The 18,150-nt window shown below is 51.5% G+C and carries 13 protein-coding genes; 6 read left to right on the top strand and 7 right to left on the bottom strand.

Annotated features, from left to right (window positions below):
- The first annotated feature begins 151 nt into the window (after positions 1-151).
- Entirely contained in the window at positions 152-2,329 is a 2,178-nt protein-coding gene (locus H2508_RS07420) for a malate synthase G (protein WP_182171249.1), read from the top strand.
- Positions 2,330-2,346: 17 nt separating this feature from the next.
- Here the strand turns inward: H2508_RS07420 and ald are convergent, their stop codons facing one another.
- Positions 2,347-3,468 carry an alanine dehydrogenase gene (ald, locus tag H2508_RS07425; protein WP_182173332.1) on the bottom strand — a complete coding sequence of 374 codons (1,122 nt, stop codon included), beginning with the start codon at positions 3,466-3,468 and terminating at the stop codon, positions 2,347-2,349.
- Positions 3,469-4,018: 550 nt separating this feature from the next.
- Here ald and H2508_RS07430 point away from each other — a divergent pair.
- Positions 4,019-5,998: an acyltransferase family protein gene (locus H2508_RS07430; RefSeq protein ID WP_182171252.1), complete on the top strand. Its 1,980-nt coding sequence runs from the start codon at positions 4,019-4,021 to the stop codon at positions 5,996-5,998.
- A gap of 210 nt (positions 5,999-6,208) precedes the next feature.
- Here the strand turns inward: H2508_RS07430 and H2508_RS07435 are convergent, their stop codons facing one another.
- The 4 genes from H2508_RS07435 to H2508_RS15115 all read right to left on the bottom strand — a co-directional run bounded on the left by H2508_RS07435 (position 6,209) and on the right by H2508_RS15115 (position 11,563).
- Positions 6,209-7,084: a glycosyltransferase family 2 protein gene (locus tag H2508_RS07435; protein ID WP_182171255.1), complete on the bottom strand. Its 876-nt coding sequence runs from the start codon at positions 7,082-7,084 to the stop codon at positions 6,209-6,211.
- Positions 7,084-8,997 carry a hypothetical protein gene (locus tag H2508_RS07440; RefSeq protein ID WP_182171258.1) on the bottom strand — a complete coding sequence of 638 codons (1,914 nt, stop codon included), beginning with the start codon at positions 8,995-8,997 and terminating at the stop codon, positions 7,084-7,086. Before H2508_RS07440 ends, H2508_RS07435 begins: the two co-directional genes overlap by 1 nt.
- The gene (locus tag H2508_RS07445) at positions 8,981-10,933 is read right to left on the bottom strand and encodes a hypothetical protein (protein ID WP_182171261.1); all 1,953 of its coding nucleotides are present in this window, start codon (positions 10,931-10,933) and stop codon (positions 8,981-8,983) included. The genes H2508_RS07440 and H2508_RS07445 overlap by 17 nt, the downstream gene beginning before the upstream one ends.
- Before the next feature lie 153 nt (positions 10,934-11,086).
- A complete protein-coding gene (locus H2508_RS15115; RefSeq protein ID WP_182171264.1) occupies positions 11,087-11,563 on the bottom strand; it encodes a pilin in 477 nt (158 codons plus the stop codon).
- A 413-nt stretch (positions 11,564-11,976) separates the two neighbouring features.
- Here H2508_RS15115 and pilB point away from each other — a divergent pair, with 413 nt between their 5' ends.
- The 4 genes from pilB to coaE are packed head-to-tail and all read left to right on the top strand — an operon-like array spanning position 11,977 to position 16,470.
- The gene (gene pilB, locus H2508_RS07455) at positions 11,977-13,695 is read left to right on the top strand and encodes a type IV-A pilus assembly ATPase PilB (protein ID WP_182171267.1); all 1,719 of its coding nucleotides are present in this window, start codon (positions 11,977-11,979) and stop codon (positions 13,693-13,695) included.
- A 36-nt stretch (positions 13,696-13,731) separates the two neighbouring features.
- A complete protein-coding gene (locus H2508_RS07460) occupies positions 13,732-14,949 on the top strand; it encodes a type II secretion system F family protein (protein ID WP_182171270.1) in 1,218 nt (405 codons plus the stop codon).
- 49 nt (positions 14,950-14,998) lie between these two features.
- Entirely contained in the window at positions 14,999-15,865 is an 867-nt protein-coding gene (locus H2508_RS07465; RefSeq protein WP_182171273.1) for a prepilin peptidase, read from the top strand.
- Positions 15,865-16,470, top strand: coding sequence for a dephospho-CoA kinase (gene coaE / locus H2508_RS07470; RefSeq protein ID WP_182171276.1), 606 nt, complete (start codon positions 15,865-15,867; stop codon positions 16,468-16,470). Before H2508_RS07465 ends, coaE begins: the two co-directional genes overlap by 1 nt.
- Positions 16,471-16,486: 16 nt before the next feature.
- Here the strand turns inward: coaE and mutT are convergent, their stop codons facing one another.
- Together mutT and argJ are read right to left on the bottom strand one after the other, a co-directional pair.
- On the bottom strand, positions 16,487-16,912 hold the full coding sequence (gene mutT, locus H2508_RS07475; protein WP_182171279.1) for an 8-oxo-dGTP diphosphatase MutT: 426 nt from the start codon (positions 16,910-16,912) through the stop codon (positions 16,487-16,489).
- A gap of 2 nt (positions 16,913-16,914) precedes the next feature.
- Entirely contained in the window at positions 16,915-18,141 is a 1,227-nt protein-coding gene (argJ, locus tag H2508_RS07480; protein WP_182171282.1) for a bifunctional glutamate N-acetyltransferase/amino-acid acetyltransferase ArgJ, read from the bottom strand.
- Positions 18,142-18,150 lie beyond the last annotated feature (9 nt).

Consider the following 18,150-nt stretch of genomic DNA (forward strand, 5'->3'; position numbering starts at 1 on the left):
CCATAGATCGCTCAGGCACTATTCACAAACATTATGGCGGCGATAAAAACGATAAATTAGCTAAATTCAACATGGCACCCTAGACTTTCCTTCACACTATAGGCGCTATCACTCGCGCCACACCGCGTTGTTTTTTGAAGGGATAGAGATCATGACCGACCGTATCCAGCAAGGAGGCCTGCAAGTAGCCAGGGTTTTGCACAGGCTTCTAGAACAGGAGATCACTCCGGGCACAGGCATAGAGCCTGCTGCATTTTGGACCGCGCTGGAAGATATCGTCACCGAACTTGCGCCGCGTAACCGAGAGCTACTGGCGCAGCGCGATAGTATGCAGCAGCAGATTGATCAGTGGCACCGCGACAACCCCGGCGCAGACTACGATCCGGCGGCCTATAAACAGTTTTTGCAGTCCATCGGCTACCTGCTACCTGAGGGCGAAGACTTCGACATCAGCACCAGCAATGTCGATGAAGAAGTCGCCACACTCGCCGGCCCACAGTTAGTGGTGCCGGTGATGAATGCCCGCTACGCATTAAACGCTGCCAATGCCCGTTGGGGTAGCCTCTACGACGCACTCTACGGCAGCGACGCCATCTCCGAAGAGCAGGGTGCGGAGCGCGCTGGCGCCTATAACCCAGTGCGCGGTGAGCGCGTGATTGCCTGGGCGCGGGACTTCCTCAATCGCTACTGCCCGCTCTCCATCGGCGATCACAGCCAAGCCAAAGCCTATACCGTAGTGCGCGGCGCGCTGCAGATCGTTTTACAGGGTGGCCAAATTGCTTCTTTAGCAGAGCCCGAACAATTTCGCGGCTATGCCGGTGAGCCCAACGCGCCTACCAACGTGATTTTGCGTCACAACGGCTTACACATCGACCTGCAAATTGACCCCACTAGCCCCATTGGCGCCACTGACAGTGCTGGCATTAAAGACCTTGTTTTGGAATCTGCCCTGACCACGATTCAGGACTGCGAAGACTCCATTGCTGCGGTAGATGCTGAAGATAAAGTGCTGGTGTACCGCAATTGGCTTGGCTTGATGCGAGGCGATCTGCAGGAGTCTTTCAGCAAAGGCGGCAAAACGACCGTCCGCGCCCTCAATCCAGATCGCCTGTTCACCGCCCCCGACGGTAGCGAGCTGCGACTGCCAGGCCGCAGCTTGATGTTTGTGCGCAACGTTGGCCACCTGATGACCAACGAAGCCATTCTGGATAAAGATGGCCAAGAGATTCCCGAAGGCATTATGGACGGCCTATTCACCGCCCTGATTGCCCTGCACGACATCAAAGGCCAAGCCAAGCAGCGCAATTCCCGCAAAGGCAGCGTATATATCGTCAAACCCAAAATGCACGGCCCAGAGGAAGTGAGCTTTAGCTGTGACTTATTCGAGCGCATCGAAGACGCGCTCGGCATGGCTCGCAACACCCTGAAGCTTGGCATCATGGACGAAGAGCGCCGCACTACGGTCAATCTCAAAGAGTGTATTCGCCGCGCTAAAGAACGCGTGGTGTTTATCAATACCGGCTTTCTCGATCGTACCGGCGATGAAATACACACCAGCATGGAAGCCGCTGCCATTAGCCCCAAAGGGGCCATGAAGCAGGAAGCCTGGATTCAGGCTTACGAAGACTTTAACGTCGACACCGGACTGGCGTGCGGCCTGCAGGGCAAAGCACAAATTGGCAAAGGCATGTGGGCCATGCCAGACCTCATGGCGGATATGCTGAGCGCCAAAATCGCCCACCCCCAAGCCGGTGCCAACACCGCCTGGGTGCCCTCACCCACTGCCGCCACACTGCACGCCACCCATTACCATGCGGTGAATGTCGCCGAGCGCCAGCAGTCACTGAAAGCGCGAGCAAAAGCCTCGCTGGACGACATTCTTAGCATTCCCTTAAAAGGTAGCGAAGGGCTCAGTGCCGATGAAATCCAACGCGAGCTAGACAACAACGCTCAGGGCATTCTGGGCTACGTGGTACGTTGGATTGATCAGGGCATAGGCTGCTCCAAAGTGCCCGATATCAACAACGTCGGCCTGATGGAAGACCGCGCCACGCTGCGCATCTCCAGTCAGCATATCGCCAACTGGCTGCGACACGGTGTCTGCTCAGAAGAGCAGGTACGCGAAACCTTAGAGCGCATGGCGGCGGTAGTCGATACCCAGAATGCCGACGACCCAAACTATCGCCAGATGGCCCCAAATTTTGACCAGAGCATCGCTTTTCAAGCCGCATGCGAGCTGGTGTTTGAGGGCTGCGCACAACCCAATGGTTACACCGAGCCGGTACTACACCGGCGCCGCCGAGAAGCGAAGGCCAAATACGGCCAATAGCTGAAAACGAGGTGGCACTAGGCTAAGCCTAGTGCCACCAGTGGCTCGACATACTCGTAGCCCAGAGCCTCAGCGACGGCCGCATGGGTCACCTTGCCGGCGTAGATATTCAAGCCTTTACGCAGGTGCTGATCCTCCTGCACCGCAGCAGCCACGCCCCATTTCGCCAAGCGCGAGACATAGGGCAAAGTGGCATTAGTCAGCGCAATGGTTGAAGTGCGCGCTACACCACCTGGCATATTGGACACGCAGTAGTGCACTACCCCATCTAAGACATAAGTAGGATCTTGATGGGTCGTGGGCCGGCTGGTTTCAAAACAGCCGCCTTGATCGATGGCAACATCCACCATCACCGAGCCATTTTTCATCCGCCGCACCATGTCACGAGTAATCAGCTTAGGCGCCGCCGCGCCAGGGATGAGTACCGCGCCAATGACCAAGTCGGCCTCAAGGGCATAACGCTCTACTGCATCAGCAGTGGAATACACCGTCTTTAGGCGACCTGCGAAAATCACATCCAGCTCTTTCAGTCGCTCTAAGTCACGATCCAGCAAAGTCACATCAGCGCCCATGCCCATGGCCACTCGCGCCGCATTGATACCAACCACACCACCGCCGATGACGAGCACCTTGGCCGGCGCGACACCTGCCACCCCGCCCAGCAACATGCCGTTACCACCCTGAGCACTCTCTAAGTGATGAGCGCCGGCCTGTACCGACATGCGCCCCGCCACTTCGCTCATGGGCGCCAGCAAAGGCAAGCCGGCACCATCTGAGGTAACCGTTTCGTAGGCAATACAGGCCGCGCCTGAATCCAAGAGCCGACGTGTTTGCTCTGGGTCTGGGGCCAAGTGTAGGTAAGCAAAAAGCAGCTGCCCCGGGCGCAGCAACTCACACTCATCGGGCTGTAGCTCTTTGACCTTGAGAATCATCTCGGCCTGAGCAAATAATTCAGCAGCGCTGTCAACGACCTCAGCCCCAGCTGCCTGATACTGGGCGTTATCAAAGCCCACCGCAGCCCCGGCATCACGCTCCAAAAGCACAGTATGGCCTTGCTGAACTAGCTCTTTTACACCGGCGGGGGTCAGGCCAACACGGTTTTCATGACTTTTGACTTCCCTCGGTACCCCGACCAACATAATGCTCTCCTCAATGATTTGTGCCGCGCAAGGCTCAGTCAGCAGCGCAAGGCATAAACCGGCTATTTTATCCACTTAAAGACAGCAATATCACTGTCTTTAAGATAGATAAGTGGGTTTTGACGCTTAAATCTTTCAATCAAGGAGACTAAACCTCAGCAGATCAGCACCCAGCCGGAGACAACAGCTGCCTACATGCAAGGTTTCAAGAAACGGTCTCGCAGCATTAACGCTACTTTCATATGACTACCCAAATAGCCAAGGCCACTTGATTTGAAAAAGCTCTTAACAATTAGATGAAAAAACAAACTGCTAGACACCACCTCTGCACACGGCTTACTGAATTCCTAGAGCACACATCTGTTCATTAACTAGATCCAAACAAAGAAAATACAGACTTTTCGAGTACCAGCAGATTTCATCTGCAGGCATAAGACACAAACCAGACACCCCCTTGCCTAAGGAATCGCACTGTCGGATATAATGGCCCACTAGCGTAGCAAGTGATTTTCCACGCTGAATAAATTGAAGTGCCACCATAGAGCAATCGATGAAATCAAAAACTGCTACATCAACCCCCCCCTATTTTAGTGATATTCAAGGCCTACGCGCAGTAGCGATTACAATCGTTGTGTTAGCACATGCTGGTATTCCAAAGCTACAAGGGGGCTTTGTTGGCGTTGACGTATTTTTTGTATTATCAGGTTATCTAATCACTCAGTTACTTCTGCGAGAACTAGAGCAAACAGGGAAAATAAGCCTACTTAATTTCTACGCAAGAAGATTCAAGCGCCTCTTACCCGCACTGATTGCGATGCTGATCGCTACGCTTGTGGCAAGCAAGTTACTACTATCTAATTCCGATGTATTGTCTCTAACGCGTTCTTTTATTTTTGCGAGCTCATGGACTAGTAATCTATTTTTTGCCTTTCGCAACATTAACTATTTCAATGAACTTGAGTCATTAGACATTTATTTACACACATGGTCACTTGGCGTAGAAGAGCAGTTTTATATCTTTTGGCCCTTATTCTTGCTGGTGCTCTATACAATACTAAAACACACAAAAATAAGGTCACCCCTAAATTACTTACTATTTAGTTTTTCCTTAGTCGGGCTCATCAGCTGGACACTCTCTAACTATTGGATGCAGACCAACCCAATATGGGCTTACTATCTAACACCTTCGCGAATATGGCAGTTTTCTCTTGGGGCTAGCCTAGTGCCTATATCGCGATTATTAGATAAAAAACAAGCATCACAATCTCTTCGAAATACCGCATTATATCTAGGCTTATTATTTATCGTTCTGGCTACACTAATAATAGATACAAACAAGCCTTATCCAGGACTCTGGGCACTTATCCCGTCCTTAGGCGCCGCATTAATTTTAGCTTTTATTACTAAAAACCAGCACTCCCTCCTTCTCTCCAACCCTGTTTTTATTTGGTTGGGGGACAGATCATATTCTTGGTATTTATGGCATTGGCCAATATTTGTCATTGCTAAGGCTCACAATGCACTGCAAGGCCCGACTGGAACTTTAGTACTGATTGCGATTTCTATTGGGCTAGCCTCAATTTCATACAAAGTGGTTGAAAAACCTTTCTGGAAAGGTCAACTCAGCCACTTCTCCACCGGGAGAGTGTTAGCTGGATCAGTCATTGTCATACTAATTTCTATTAATTTCGGACTGTTCTCATTAAAGGGTGAACAATCTACTGACCTGAATGAGCTCGCAGGACAGTTGACAATATCTAGATCTGACGTCCCTATTATTTACAGATATCAATGCGATCTTTGGTATCACAGTGATGAGCTAACACCTTGCGAATTTAAAGGTGAAGGCTATTCAAAAACCATTGTATTAATTGGGGATAGTATTTTAGCTCAGTGGTTCTCTCTCTTTGCCGAAGTTTATCCACCTCCTGAGTGGAGGGTTATTGTGTTGACTAAATCTGCCTGCCCAATGATTGATGTAGACTTTTTCTACCCGAGAATCGGGGCTACTTATACTGTTTGCAGTAACTGGAGACAAAAGGCTATAGAGTATTTAAAGGACATCTCGCCAGATTTAATTGTACTTGGGAGTGCCGCATCAAATAGCTTTAACAAAAATCAGTGGATTGACGGCAGCAGACGTATTTTTGAAAAACTAACTCTAGCTAGCGACAATATTGTAGTCATTGCTGGGACACCAAAGCTCGCCTTCGATGGCCCAAGCTGCCTCGAAAGAGCACTTAGCGCAAATAACTCCTTGCCCACCGTTGAGAATTTAATAGGGGCCTGTCAGACAAAAAAGTCTGACTCCCCTGCCTCCACTGTCGAGAAATACCTTGACACTGCCATAGCAAACATAAAAGGCGTATCTCTTATTAATCTAAACGCTCTTGTATGCCCAAATAATATTTGTGGAGCGATATCAAAAGATGGCGTTATAGTTTTTAGGGATAGCCAACACCTGACAGACTCTTTCGTTCGCAGCTTAATCCCTGAGGCACGCATACGGCTCAAGGAAATTGTCATGTAATATCCTGAAGTATCTTTTTTTATAAAGCTTTAACAAGCAATAACTGTTGGTTTTATAAATTAATGATTCAGCCCTATGTGTACAAAACTGATACATCAATCTTTCAAAAACTAGCCCATCCTATTCGAAGCCTACTGTACTCTTAGACTGCTGACAGGCTGAGCCTCTAGTAGCTGGGAATCAAATAGGCAGGTCAGCATTCTGCTGCCACTATTCATCGTCGTCAGTGCTGTCTTTATACTGGAGGTTAGTCAGCTGCTCCGAAAGCAAGCCCATCAAAAACACCGTCATACCGGAGAGGAAGAGCAAAGTGCTCATATTGGTAAAACGGAAGGAGCCCGAGGCTACAGCAGTCAGCAAATAGTTCAGCAAACCGAGCCCGGAGAGGCCTAAAGACACAGGGAAGTAGACCTTCAGCGGGGAATACAAAGTGCCGATTTTGAAGATAATAAGAAAGAAGCGCACGCCATCGCGCAATAGACTGATATGGCTATCGCCCAAGCGCGGCGCAGTATTAATCGGCACAAAACCCACTGAATAGCCGGCGCGAAAAAAAGCCATGGTAGAGGTGGTGGGATAACTAAAGCCATTGGGCAGTAAATACAACAGTCCCAAAAACTTCTTGCGATCCACCACTCGAAAACCAGATGTCAGATCGTCGATTTTACGGTTTACCATCCAGCTGGCTAGGCGATTATAAAATGTATTCGCCCCCCAGCGCGCCACACTGGCCTGATCAGAAAGCACCGAACGGGCACCCACCACCATGTCGTAGCCCTCATCAAGGCGCAACAACAGCCGATTAATATCTTCACTAGCGTGCTGGCCGTCGCCGTCCATAAAGACAATATACTTGGCACTGGCTGCTCGAGCGCCGGTTTTAATTGCCGCGCCATTGCCTTTGGAATAAGGGTGAGAGATCACCTCAACCTGATGCTGATGGCAGCACTCAACCGTCGCATCCGTCGAACCATCGTCCACCACAATAATCTGCTGCTCCGGATAAGCCGCCCGCAGCTCTGGCAGCAAGCGCGCTAGGCCAAGCTCTTCGTTTTTAGCCGGGATGACGATGGAGAAATCTTGCATTATTGCTCCGTGTATAACTCTAGCGTCTGTTGCTGCGATAGAGACAGCAAACCTTGCTCTGACATTTCTGACAATGTCTGCAAGAGCTTGTGCTTCTCTTCATTTAGCTCTAACGCTGAGACAAAGTGTAAATTCATTAGCAAGCTTCTCACATTTCGAGGCTTTAATGCCAAGTGAGCCAGACTATATTGGTAGGCCTTATCATATCTAGCAAGCGCATTCTCGAGCACAGCCAAGCTAAAATAAACTTCAGCGGCTGCCGTTGCGCTCTGCCCTAGCGGCAAGTAAATTTCGGCAAACTGATCCGCCAGCAGCTCCGCATTTAAGCTAGGACACTTGCCGTCCTGGATTAACCTGACTAGCGTAAGCAGTGAGGATACAGATGAGATCGGGCGCTTAGCATCTTTTTTCCCTAGCGACTCGATGGTCTGTATTGGAACAGACTCTCCCGCCATACAGGCGAGAGCGATTTCTCGAACAATCCTATCTCCATCACGTTTTTGCAAGGAGCTATCATGGGCTTTAGCCGCATAGTGCGCTGAGGCATTGGCATCACCGACACTGGCCAAGAGAATCGCCATATCGCTATTGGCGCGGAATGAGTTGGGATGACCTACCACCTGATGCAAGGTCAGCAATTCCCTACTGCCCCAAATTTTTGCTAATGACAGCGTATTCATTGTCATGATGAGGATATAAAAAGCGAGGCAACTTAGTAGCGCAGTGTACATCTCTGACCAGCGCCTTTGCATCATGATCACCACAGTGCCAATAACAAGACACCAAGCAATATTGGGAAAATAATTTCGATGCTCAAAATACAGTTCCAGCGGCAGAAAAGTCGACTCAAGACTGTGACCAACAAGAAACCAGATTAAACCAAAAGCTAAGCGGCGCCCCCACTCACTTAAGTAAGCAAGTCCTATGGCCCCCAATACTGCAAGCCAGCCTAAAGCCGACCACAAGGTGCTCAAGGGCTCAGTAAAAGAAGTGGAGATGGGGTAGTCATCATGATACAAACCCAGTCGCTTAATATCGGGCCAAAAGGTTTGTGCAATGTAATCCCAAACAATTCGCATCTCAGTCATCAAGCGCTCGCCCAAGTCAAAGGGCCGATGACCGTAACCATTGATATAGCTCGGTATTTTAATACTTATGATGAGCAGAAGCCCGACAGCACCTGCTGCGACTAAGAGGTAGCTTAAACGTCGCAGGCTATCAATTTGATTTCCCGCACGATCTTTAAACTGAAACCACATTAACTCCATTAAGAGAATAATAGGCAGTACAACTGCGGTGTTTTCCTTGGCAAACATGCCCGCTGCGAAAAATGTCAGCAGCAAAACAAGCCAAAACAGACAGCGCCAGACATTGCCCCAGGACTCACGGGTAAAAATATAAGCATGAACAGCCAGCAACATAAATAAGCATGACAAAATGGTCATGCGCTGAACGCTGTACAAGACGGTACTCACCAAGATGGGCGCTAAGAGCCACAAAGCTGTTAACACTACAGCAAGGCCAGCAGCCCTCGGGAAGCTGATAAAGCTAAACAGCCGAAGTAGCAAGAGCCCAACTAACAAGCCATTCAGCGCGTGTAGCGCAATATTGACCCGTTTACTTATCTGCGGGGAATCTCCCCAAATCAGCTTCTCATAGACAAAGCTAGCCATGGACACAGGGCGACCAAGAGGGCCAGAAACCTCGCCAAAGATCAGCTCCCGAGCAAGCTCCGGCTCTGCAGTAACAACTGATAATTTTTGCAGACTGGAGTGATCATCCAGCATCACCGGGCCAGTATCACCGGGCAAATAGCACCAAGCACTAAAGGCCAGCAAACACAACAAAGATAAATAAAAGCACAGCTGTCTAGTCAGCGGGGAGTGTTTAGCTAGCTCAGTCTGAGGTGTCATGTTCGAATCTTAAAACGCTGTAACGCCGCAGCGAATCCATAGCCATTATTTGAGCCAGCGCTAAGTACATTTGGCCTTGCTCACCCGCCGCCGCGTACTCCTCTAATAGCTTTCTATGTAGCGCCTGAGAGTTGGGAAAGCGGGCTGCAAGCTGATTTAAAAACCCAACTCGATCCTGTGCCGAAGCATTGAGAGCCCGCATATACTCGTACTCAAGCAAAGCAATTCGTAGAGAGTCACCATTCTTTTGTCGTGCCAAGTCGAAAACTCGCTCCATTGAGGTAGCAGGCACAGTGCATTGCGGGTCACCTGCACAAGTTACGAAACTCGACAGAGCGCCATAGTCTGTGGTTTGCAAGCGCTTTTCAGTGAGGGCCTGCAATATTCGCTCTAGCCACAGCTCCCGAGAATTCAGAAAGCTGAAATTTTTACTATCTAGGCGGTAGAGCATCACTAGAGATGGCAAATGCATTGGCTCTTTCTGCACAATGAGCTCGTATTCATTACGGGCAGCAATCAACAAGGCCTCAGCTTTGGAGGCATCAGCCTGCAAGCCACTTTCATCATTTGCTCTGCGTACAAGGTTGTTGGCATACATAAAATGCGATCGAGTCGACTCAGGATGATTCAAGTAGGTGCTTAGAGCCAAGCGATCCTCATCCGCCCAAATATAAGCACGCAAGGCCAGCTGCAACACAAAAGGCATTAGGACTAGAACAAAAACCAGTCGCAGGTGGCGTTTTGACCAGCCTCTCGTAAAACAAATGCAGGAAGCCGCCAATAGCACTGATACAGCCAAGGCAGCTAAGTAGTTGCGGTGCTCAAACACAGGCTCTAAAGCAAATATGCTCGACTCCATGCTGTGTGCGATCAGAAAAAACAGAACAGCGAAAAACAACAAAGGCAGTCGCTGCCGCATCGAAATAGCAACAGCAATCACTACGAGCCAAGCAAGCCCCGAGAGCCAAGTCGTCGCGGGCTGCCACCAACTTTGTGAGAGTTTTATATCGTCATGAAACAAGCCATAGACATCATTCATTGGCAGGGCTATCCAAGTAATATAAGTCCACAATAACCTAAGCTGCGTCAGCACCCGCTGCTCAATGGTAAATGGGCGACTTTGATAGCCACCCAGAATAAAATCCGGGTGAAAAATAGCGATACAAGCAATCAATAGCAGAGGAACAAGTAAACCCAACCATGCCAAACGCTTGAACATAGGTACTTCCTTCGCTGCCCAGCGCCCTTTAAAAGCGGCAAGCTCTAACACAGGGATCAGCCAAAGGAGTAAGACGCCATTCTCCTTGGAATACAGTGCTAGCAGCAAACATAATCCGATGTACAAGCTGCTACGGATAAGCTGCCCCGTGCTCGCGCCCCTCTCAGCCCATACACTGCGAGACTCTGCGTATAGCACCAAGCCCAGCAGAATAAAAAACGTCGAAAGCTGCGTCATCCTTTGTACGGCATACAACACGGTCGAAACGTGCAAGGGATGCAAGAGCCACAGGGCCGTAGCCAAGAGTATTAAGCGGCGCTGATGCAGCTCCTCCCAATGGGGCAACATGTAGGGAATAAGCGCGGTCAGTAACCGAAAGATAAGCCAAGCAATCGCGCAGTGCAGCAGCACATTGACTAACTTAAAATAGTAAGGAATTTCGACACCAGAAAAGCTGGCATTCACTGCAAAACTCAGCATGGAGAGCGGACGGTGCAGTGGGCCTGCATCAGAGCTAAAAGCCGCGACGCGCCAGGCTTCTAAATCACTTGCATCGAAATATAGTAAGCGGTTGTTGACGATATTGGAGTGGTCATCGAGGAGCCAAGGACCAGAAAGGCCCCAAATAAAACAGGCGAATACCAGAAGAAAAAGAGCAAGAATTGCTTGACAAGCAGACTCTTTAAATAAGTGTTTTGCTTCACTTAGAGACAGCATCAAGACGCTAGCTATCGTTGAGAGCGATTATGGTCATAAACCCATTAGCAAAGTCAGGCGATGCATAATCATCAACTATTAAACGGACTATCAATAAAGATCCGCCCAGCCACCAAATGGCTGGGCGGATCAAAAAGAGCGACGAGCTAACTATTAGCCGCGGCAGTTGGCTGGCAGGTATTTATCGCTCATCTCGTCATCACCGTCTTTATCACCTGGCTTGCACTTCCACTTAATAGTGCCATCATTTTGCGTCGAACCTGATAGCTGGAAGGATGCCCCCCCACTAGGAACATGATCCGCTTTAACAGTGACCGCGATCAAAGGGTTTGATGAGCCACCTCCTGTATATGTAAGCACGTCAATAATATCAGACATAGTATTACCTGAAGCAAGTATAGCAACACCTGCTTCAGCACCACTTGTTGGCAATTTACCCATAGTAGCATGGTACTCAGTAACTGCCGTTTTTGCTGCCGATAGTTTAGCCATCGGCTCAGACATCTTCGCCCGGACGGTGTAATCCTGATAAGCCGGCAGTGCAATCGCCGCCAAAATACCGACGATCGCAATGACGATCATCAGTTCAATCAGGGTGAAACCCTGTTGTGCTTGTTGCTTCAATTTCATTTGTTTCTCCTTTCCCTTGATAGGGAGTTGTTTAGATCGACTCTCGAGCTAACGAGACTCCGACGCATAAGTAATAGCAAATTACGTGCCAGATTAGCAATTATTAAAAACACCATTAATACAACTCCTTAAATTTCAATCACTTAGCTCTATTTGTCTGACATTTAACAAGCTCTTACACAAAGCACCATTAGCTACACAGCTGCCATTATATGCGAGCATGTGACGTTTTTTGTCACATTTTGGCACTCGTAATACACAGTTAATTGTCATCACTTGCCACAAAACTGACAAAAACCACAGAAAATCATCCTATTAGGGCCCACTGGGCTGTATAGCAAGAGCTCGATTTCATATACTCGAGCGCTAACAAAGCCCTGTGCAAAAGGGCTCGCTAATCTTTCGGGTGGTGTATGAACGATAGGGCAACAAGGCAACTGAGCGGCCTGGTAGGTCGACTCGCCGCAGAGGGCATGCTGTCAATTGAGCAGGCCAGAGAAGCACAAAAGCAGGCGGTTTTAGAGCGCCGGCCGCTGGTGCAGTATCTGGTGGAAAACCTGCAGCTTGATAGCCACCGGCTGGCAGAGATTGCCTCATTGGAGTTTGGGGTGCCGCTATTTGACATCAGCTCCTTCAAGACCGAGTACATGCCGAACAACTTGGTCGATATTAACTTGGTGATCAAGCACCACGCTTTGCCGCTACTACATCGCGGCAACCGCCTGTTTATTGCGGTATCGGACCCGACTAACTTAGCCGCTCTGGATGAAATAAAGTTCCACACCGGTATTAACACCGATGCCGTACTGGTGGAAGAAAAAGCGCTGAGCAAAGCTATCAATAAGTGGGTGGAAGCCTACGATAACTTAGCTGCCGGCTTGGACGATATGGTCGCAGAAGACCTAGAAAACCTTGATCTGCATGCCCCTGATCAAGGGGATGCTGAAGAAAGCAGCACAGCCATTGATGAGACGCCGGTGGTGCGCTTCGTCAAGAAAGTGTTGATTGATGCGATCAGACAAGGCGCTTCGGATATTCACTTCGAGCCCTATGAAAACGTGTACCGCGTGCGCTTTCGAACCGATGGTATCTTGCGCGAAGTGGTGCGACCACCGCGCAATCTCTCCGCAAGGCTGGCCGCGCGTCTCAAGGTAATGGCGCAGATGGACATCTCGGAGCGCCGTATGCCCCAGGATGGGCGAATCCAAATGCGATTGTCGCGCAAGCGCACCATCGACTTCCGGGTGAGTTCGCTACCGACCTTGTTTGGCGAGAAAATTGTGCTGCGTATTCTGGATCCCAGCAGCGCTCAAATGGGCATTGATGCCCTGGGCTATGAAGAAGATCAAAAAGAGCTCTACCTTAAAGCCCTCAGTCAGCCCCAGGGCATGATTCTGGTCACCGGCCCCACCGGTTCGGGTAAGACGGTGTCACTCTATACCGGCCTTAACATGCTCAATGAGCCAGAGCGGAATATTTCTACCGCTGAGGACCCGGTTGAAATCAATATGGAAGGCATTAACCAAGTTCACGTTAACCCCAAGGTGGGCCTGAACTTTGCCGAAGCTTTGCGCTCCTTCCTGCGTCAAGACCCAGACGTGATCATGGTCGGTGAGATCCGCGACCTAGAAACGGCGGAGATTGCCATCAAGGCGGCGCAAACGGGTCACTTAGTGCTGTCCACGCTGCACACCAACAGCGCCGCGGAAACAATCACTCGCATGCTTAACATGGGCGTGCCTGCCTTTAACCTCGCCACCTCTCTAAACTTGATTATCGCCCAGCGCCTAGCGCGGCGCCTGTGTAAGATTTGCGCGCAGCCGGCGGCTGATGTCGCGCGGGAGGTGTGGCTAAAAGAAGGCTTCACTGAAGAGATGCTAGCCGAGGCTAAGATAATGCGCCCGGTGGGCTGCAGTGAGTGCAAAGATGGCTACAAAGGCCGCATAGGGGTCTATGAAGTGGTCCGCGTGACACCTGAACTGGCCCGCATCATAATGGATAACGGTAATGCGATGGAAATTCATCAGCAGGCTCGTGCCGAGGGCTTTAATGACCTGCGCAGCTCGGCTCTGTGGAAGGTAGCTCGGGGAGTTACCAGCCTAGAAGAGATCAACAGAATCACCACGGATTAGTCAGCACACTACCTTTAATTTGGGGCACTCATCATCATGGCTAGCAGCATAAGACGAAACAATATCTTTGTCTGGCATGGCACTGATAAACACGGTATGAACGCTAAGGGCGAAATTAATGCGCCTAGCTCATCCATGGCCAGGGCCCTGCTGCGGCGCAAGGGTGTAGAGCCAAAGTCAGTCAAACGAAAGCCCAAACCCTTATTCAGCATTGGCAGGAGCATCAAGCCAGCGGATATTGCGGTATTCACTCGCCAACTGGCCACGATGATGAAAGCCGGTGTACCGCTAGTACAGTGCTTCGACATTGTCGCCGAGGGCTTAGCAAACGAACGCATGCGCGATCTCGTCCAAAGCATTAAAAATGATGTCGCTTCTGGTACCAGCTTAGCGCCCAGCTTAGCCAAACACCCGCGCTTGTTTGATGACTTACTCTGTAGTCTGGTCGCCTCGGGCGAGGCTTCCGGTACCCTTGAGGTGATGCTGGAGCGCGTCGCGACTTACAAAGAAAAAACCGAACAGTTAAAAGCTAAAATTAGAAAAGCCATGACCTACCCCACCGCAGTGGTGGTGGTTGCGCTCATAGTCACCGGTATTTTGTTGATTAAAGTGGTGCCGCAGTTTGCTGAAACCTTCCGTAGCTTTGGCTCCGACCTGCCAGCATTTACTTTATTGGTATTGAACATCTCCAACTTTGTACAGGACTGGTGGTATATCATCTTAGCTGGGGTTGTCGCGTTGATATTTGCCTTTCGAGAGGCTCGGTTGCGCTCAAGCCGCTTTGCGGCAACTATCGATCAACTCGCCCTGCGCTTACCCGTAGTGGGTACCATTGTGCACGATGCAGTGGTGGCGCGCTTCTCCCGTACCTTGGCGACCACCTTTGCCGCCGGTGTGCCTTTAGTTGAGGCGCTTAACTCTACTGCTGGTGCCGCTGGCAATGCCGTGTACGCCCAAGCTATTCGCCAGATACGAGACGATGTCACCACCGGCACCACCCTCTATCAGGCGATTAGGGCGACGGGGCTATTCCCCAATATGCTGCTGCAAATGGTGTCGATTGGCGAGCAATCCGGCGCCCTGGATGACATGCTCGACAAAGTCGCCGGCCACTATGAAGAACTGGTCGACAACGCAGTAGACAGTCTCAGCTCTCTGATGGAACCCATCATCATGTCGGTGCTAGGAGTATTAGTGGGCGGCTTGATGATCGCCATGTACCTGCCGATCTTTATGCTGGGCTCGGTGATCTAAAGCATAGCGCTGCCCCCTTGCGTGCAGCCACAAACGGCGAGATAGCCTTATGTTACAAGTTTTTAGCGAGCACAGCTGGCTGCTCCCTTTGATGCTCTTGGCTCTGGGCCTAGTGGTCGGCAGCTTCCTGAATGTAGTGATTTATCGCCTGCCCCTAATGATGGAAGCCGGTTGGCGCCAAGAGTGCGCGAGTTTACTCGGCAGTGAACAGCCCGCCCCAGAACGGCGCCTCAGTCTTGCCAGCCCGAACTCCCACTGCCCCCACTGCGAAGCGCCGATTAAGCCCTGGCACAATATCCCAGTACTCAGCTACCTCTTGCTGCGCGGCAAGTGCGCTAACTGCAAAGCGGGGATCTCTCTGCGCTACCCCCTTGTTGAACTGAGCAGCGCTTTAGCGAGCATGTTCCTAGCACTGCACTTTGGCCCCAGCCTAGCCATGCTCGGGGCGGTCTTGCTCACTTGGTCCTTAATTAGCCTAACGCTGATCGATTTCGACCACCATTTACTGCCAGATAGCATCACCCTGCCCCTACTCTGGGCCGGGCTGCTATTTAACCTCAGTGGCGGCTATGTGCCCCTGCAAGATGCGGTGATTGGCGCTATTGCGGGCTACTTGAGCCTATGGTCGGTGTACTGGCTGTTTAAACTGCTCACTGGCAAAGAGGGTATGGGCTATGGCGACTTTAAGCTCTTAGCCGCCTTGGGCGCCTGGCTGGGCTGGCAGGCGCTACCGATGATTATTCTCTTATCCTCACTCGTGGGTGCTGTCGCGGGGATCGCGCTGATGCTGATTAAGCGTCGCGGCAAAGAGGTGCCGATTCCCTTTGGACCCTATTTGGCCATGGCGGGTTGGTTGGCGCTGGTCTGGGGTGATCAACTTATTGGTTTTTATCTACAAGCTTCAGGAATACAGTAATGGCTCTGATCGTAGGCGTCACCGGTGGTATTGGCAGCGGCAAATCCGCCCTAACCCGCTACTTAGAAGCACGGGGAATCACTGTGGTGGATGCCGACGTGGTGGCACGAGAAGTCGTCGAACCCGGCCAGCCTGCACTAGCCGCGATTGCCGAACATTTTGGCCAAGCTATTTTACAAGCGGATGGCACTCTCGATCGCGCCGCCCTACGGCAAAAGGTTTTTGCCGATCCGGCGCAGCGGCGCTGGCTGGAAGAATTAACGCATCCACTGATTGGCGCAGCGATACAAGCGCAGCTCGCGGCCTCTCGCTCAGCTTATACCGTGCTGAGTTCGCCCTTATTGCTTGAGGGCAGTCAGGCATTACTCACTGAGCTAGTGGTCGTCGTCGATGTGCCCCCGGAGCTGCAGCTAGAGCGCACCATGGCACGGGACAACAATGATGAGGCCCAAGTAAAGCGCATTATGGCTGCGCAACTCGATCGCCAAGCACGCTTAGCTAAGGCTGACATAGTGATTGATAACAGTGGCACGCTGGAAGACTTAGAACAGCAAGCCGAGGCCTTACATCAGCGCCTGCTAGAAAAAGCCAAGGCCGAGGCCTAGGTCGCTTCAGTGAACCCTATGCGCCTTGGTCACTGCGAGAGAGCTCACTGTCAGCGAGCTGCTCGCGCAGCGCGGCAATGATCGGCATATTGGCGGCGGGGAAAGCGTAGTCATCCAACGCTTCTTGGCGGACCCAAGCCATTGGCTGACCTTCAAGGGCCTGGGGCGAGCCCTCAAAAGCCCAGACGATGTGGACATCTAAAAGTACTGAGCCCTCAGCATAGTCATGGCGCACTTCCAACAAGGGCGTGCTCTTAGTCACTTCAATACCCAGCTCTTCCCTAAGCTCTCGCCCTAGGGCCTCAAGTACTGTCTCACCCGGCTCCAGCTTACCGCCGGGAAATTCCCACAAGCCACCTTGGTGAACCTCAACAGCGCGCCGGGTCAGCAAAATCTCGCGGCGCGAGTTAAGGACCACGCCCACCGCCACCTGCAAGGCCATCTTTAGCTGCGGTACTCGGCGTTGATACGCACGTAATCGTAGGAGAAGTCGCTAGTCCACACCGCAGCTTCCGCTGCGCCGCGGTTCAGCTCAACCCGTATCACGATGTTCTCTGGCGCCATAGCCTGCTGGCCCTGCTCTTCGGTGTAAGACTGAGCACGACAACCACGCTCAGCTATCAGCACCTCATTGAGGTAGAGCGCGACTTGATTAACGTCCAAGTCTTCAACCCCCGCACGGCCAATCGCTGCTAGCAAGCGGCCCCAGTTGGGATCCGAGGCAAATAAAGCGGTTTTTACTAGGGGTGAGTGGGCAATGGTAAATGCCACGTCTAGGCACTCCTGCTCCTGGCGGCCACCCGCTACTTGTACGGTGACAAACTTACTGGCGCCTTCACCATCGCGCACTAAGCCTTGGGCGAGATCGACACAGACTTCCTGCAGGCTGCTAAGCAGGGCCTGATACTCAGGGCTATCTTGCTGGCTAACTAGCTCATTAGCTGCGGCGCCAGTTGCCACTAAAGCACAGGCATCATTCGTTGAGGTATCGCCATCAATAGTGATGCGGTTAAAGGAGATATTGACCGCTTCACTTAAAGCGCTTTGCAATAGCTCCGGCGCCACTGCCATGTCAGTGCCCAAGTAGGCCAGCATAGTGGCCATATTGGGCCGAATCATACCGGCACCCTTGGCAATACCAGTGACCACGTAATCGCGGCCGGCCACAGAGAAACGCTTTGAAGAGGCTTTAGGGCGAGTGTCGGTGGTCATGATGCCGCTAGCCGCATCGGCCCAGCCCTCGGGGCTCAGCGCTTCAAGCGCAGCGGGCAGCACGGCAGTGATTTTATCGATGGGCAATGGCTCACCGATCACCCCAGTCGAAAAGGGCAGTACCTGCTCGGCTGTCACTTCGGCCAGCGCCGCTACAGCCTCGCTAGTGGCGCGGGCGTCAGCAATACCCTGCTTGCCGGTACCGGCATTGGCATTGCCAGTGTTCACCAGCAGATAACGCGGCTGGCGGCCACAGGCTTGCCAGTGCTCACGGGCGACAGTGATCGGCGCTGCGCAAAAAGCATTTTGGGTAAATACGGCGGCGCAATTGCTGCCAGGGGCGGCCTCAATTAGCACCAGATCCTGGCGGCCGGGCTTTTTAATGCCGGCCGATACAGTGGCCAAACGCAGCCCGGGAACTGGATACAAAGTAGGTAAAACATCGTTGCCAACAGCCACGTTCAGCGT

The organism is Sediminihaliea albiluteola (assembly GCF_014077625.1).
In the GTDB taxonomy this organism is placed as follows: Bacteria; Pseudomonadota; Gammaproteobacteria; order Pseudomonadales; family Halieaceae; genus Sediminihaliea; species Sediminihaliea albiluteola.

Bases quoted from the DNA above. Each gene is read 5' to 3' on its own strand.
- H2508_RS07420 (WP_182171249.1), top strand. From the start codon at position 152: ATGACCGACCGTATCCAGCAAGGAGGCCTGCAAGTAGCCAGGGTTTTG.
- ald (WP_182173332.1), bottom strand. From the start codon at position 3,468: ATGTTGGTCGGGGTACCGAGGGAAGTCAAAAGTCATGAAAACCGTGTT.
- H2508_RS07430 (WP_182171252.1), top strand. From the start codon at position 4,019: ATGAAATCAAAAACTGCTACATCAACCCCCCCCTATTTTAGTGATATT.
- H2508_RS07435 (WP_182171255.1), bottom strand. From the start codon at position 7,084: ATGCAAGATTTCTCCATCGTCATCCCGGCTAAAAACGAAGAGCTTGGC.
- H2508_RS07440 (WP_182171258.1), bottom strand. From the start codon at position 8,997: ATGACACCTCAGACTGAGCTAGCTAAACACTCCCCGCTGACTAGACAG.
- H2508_RS07445 (WP_182171261.1), bottom strand. From the start codon at position 10,933: ATGCTGTCTCTAAGTGAAGCAAAACACTTATTTAAAGAGTCTGCTTGT.
- H2508_RS15115 (WP_182171264.1), bottom strand. From the start codon at position 11,563: ATGAAATTGAAGCAACAAGCACAACAGGGTTTCACCCTGATTGAACTG.
- pilB (WP_182171267.1), top strand. From the start codon at position 11,977: ATGAACGATAGGGCAACAAGGCAACTGAGCGGCCTGGTAGGTCGACTC.
- H2508_RS07460 (WP_182171270.1), top strand. From the start codon at position 13,732: ATGGCTAGCAGCATAAGACGAAACAATATCTTTGTCTGGCATGGCACT.
- H2508_RS07465 (WP_182171273.1), top strand. From the start codon at position 14,999: ATGTTACAAGTTTTTAGCGAGCACAGCTGGCTGCTCCCTTTGATGCTC.
- coaE (WP_182171276.1), top strand. From the start codon at position 15,865: ATGGCTCTGATCGTAGGCGTCACCGGTGGTATTGGCAGCGGCAAATCC.
- mutT (WP_182171279.1), bottom strand. From the start codon at position 16,912: ATGGCCTTGCAGGTGGCGGTGGGCGTGGTCCTTAACTCGCGCCGCGAG.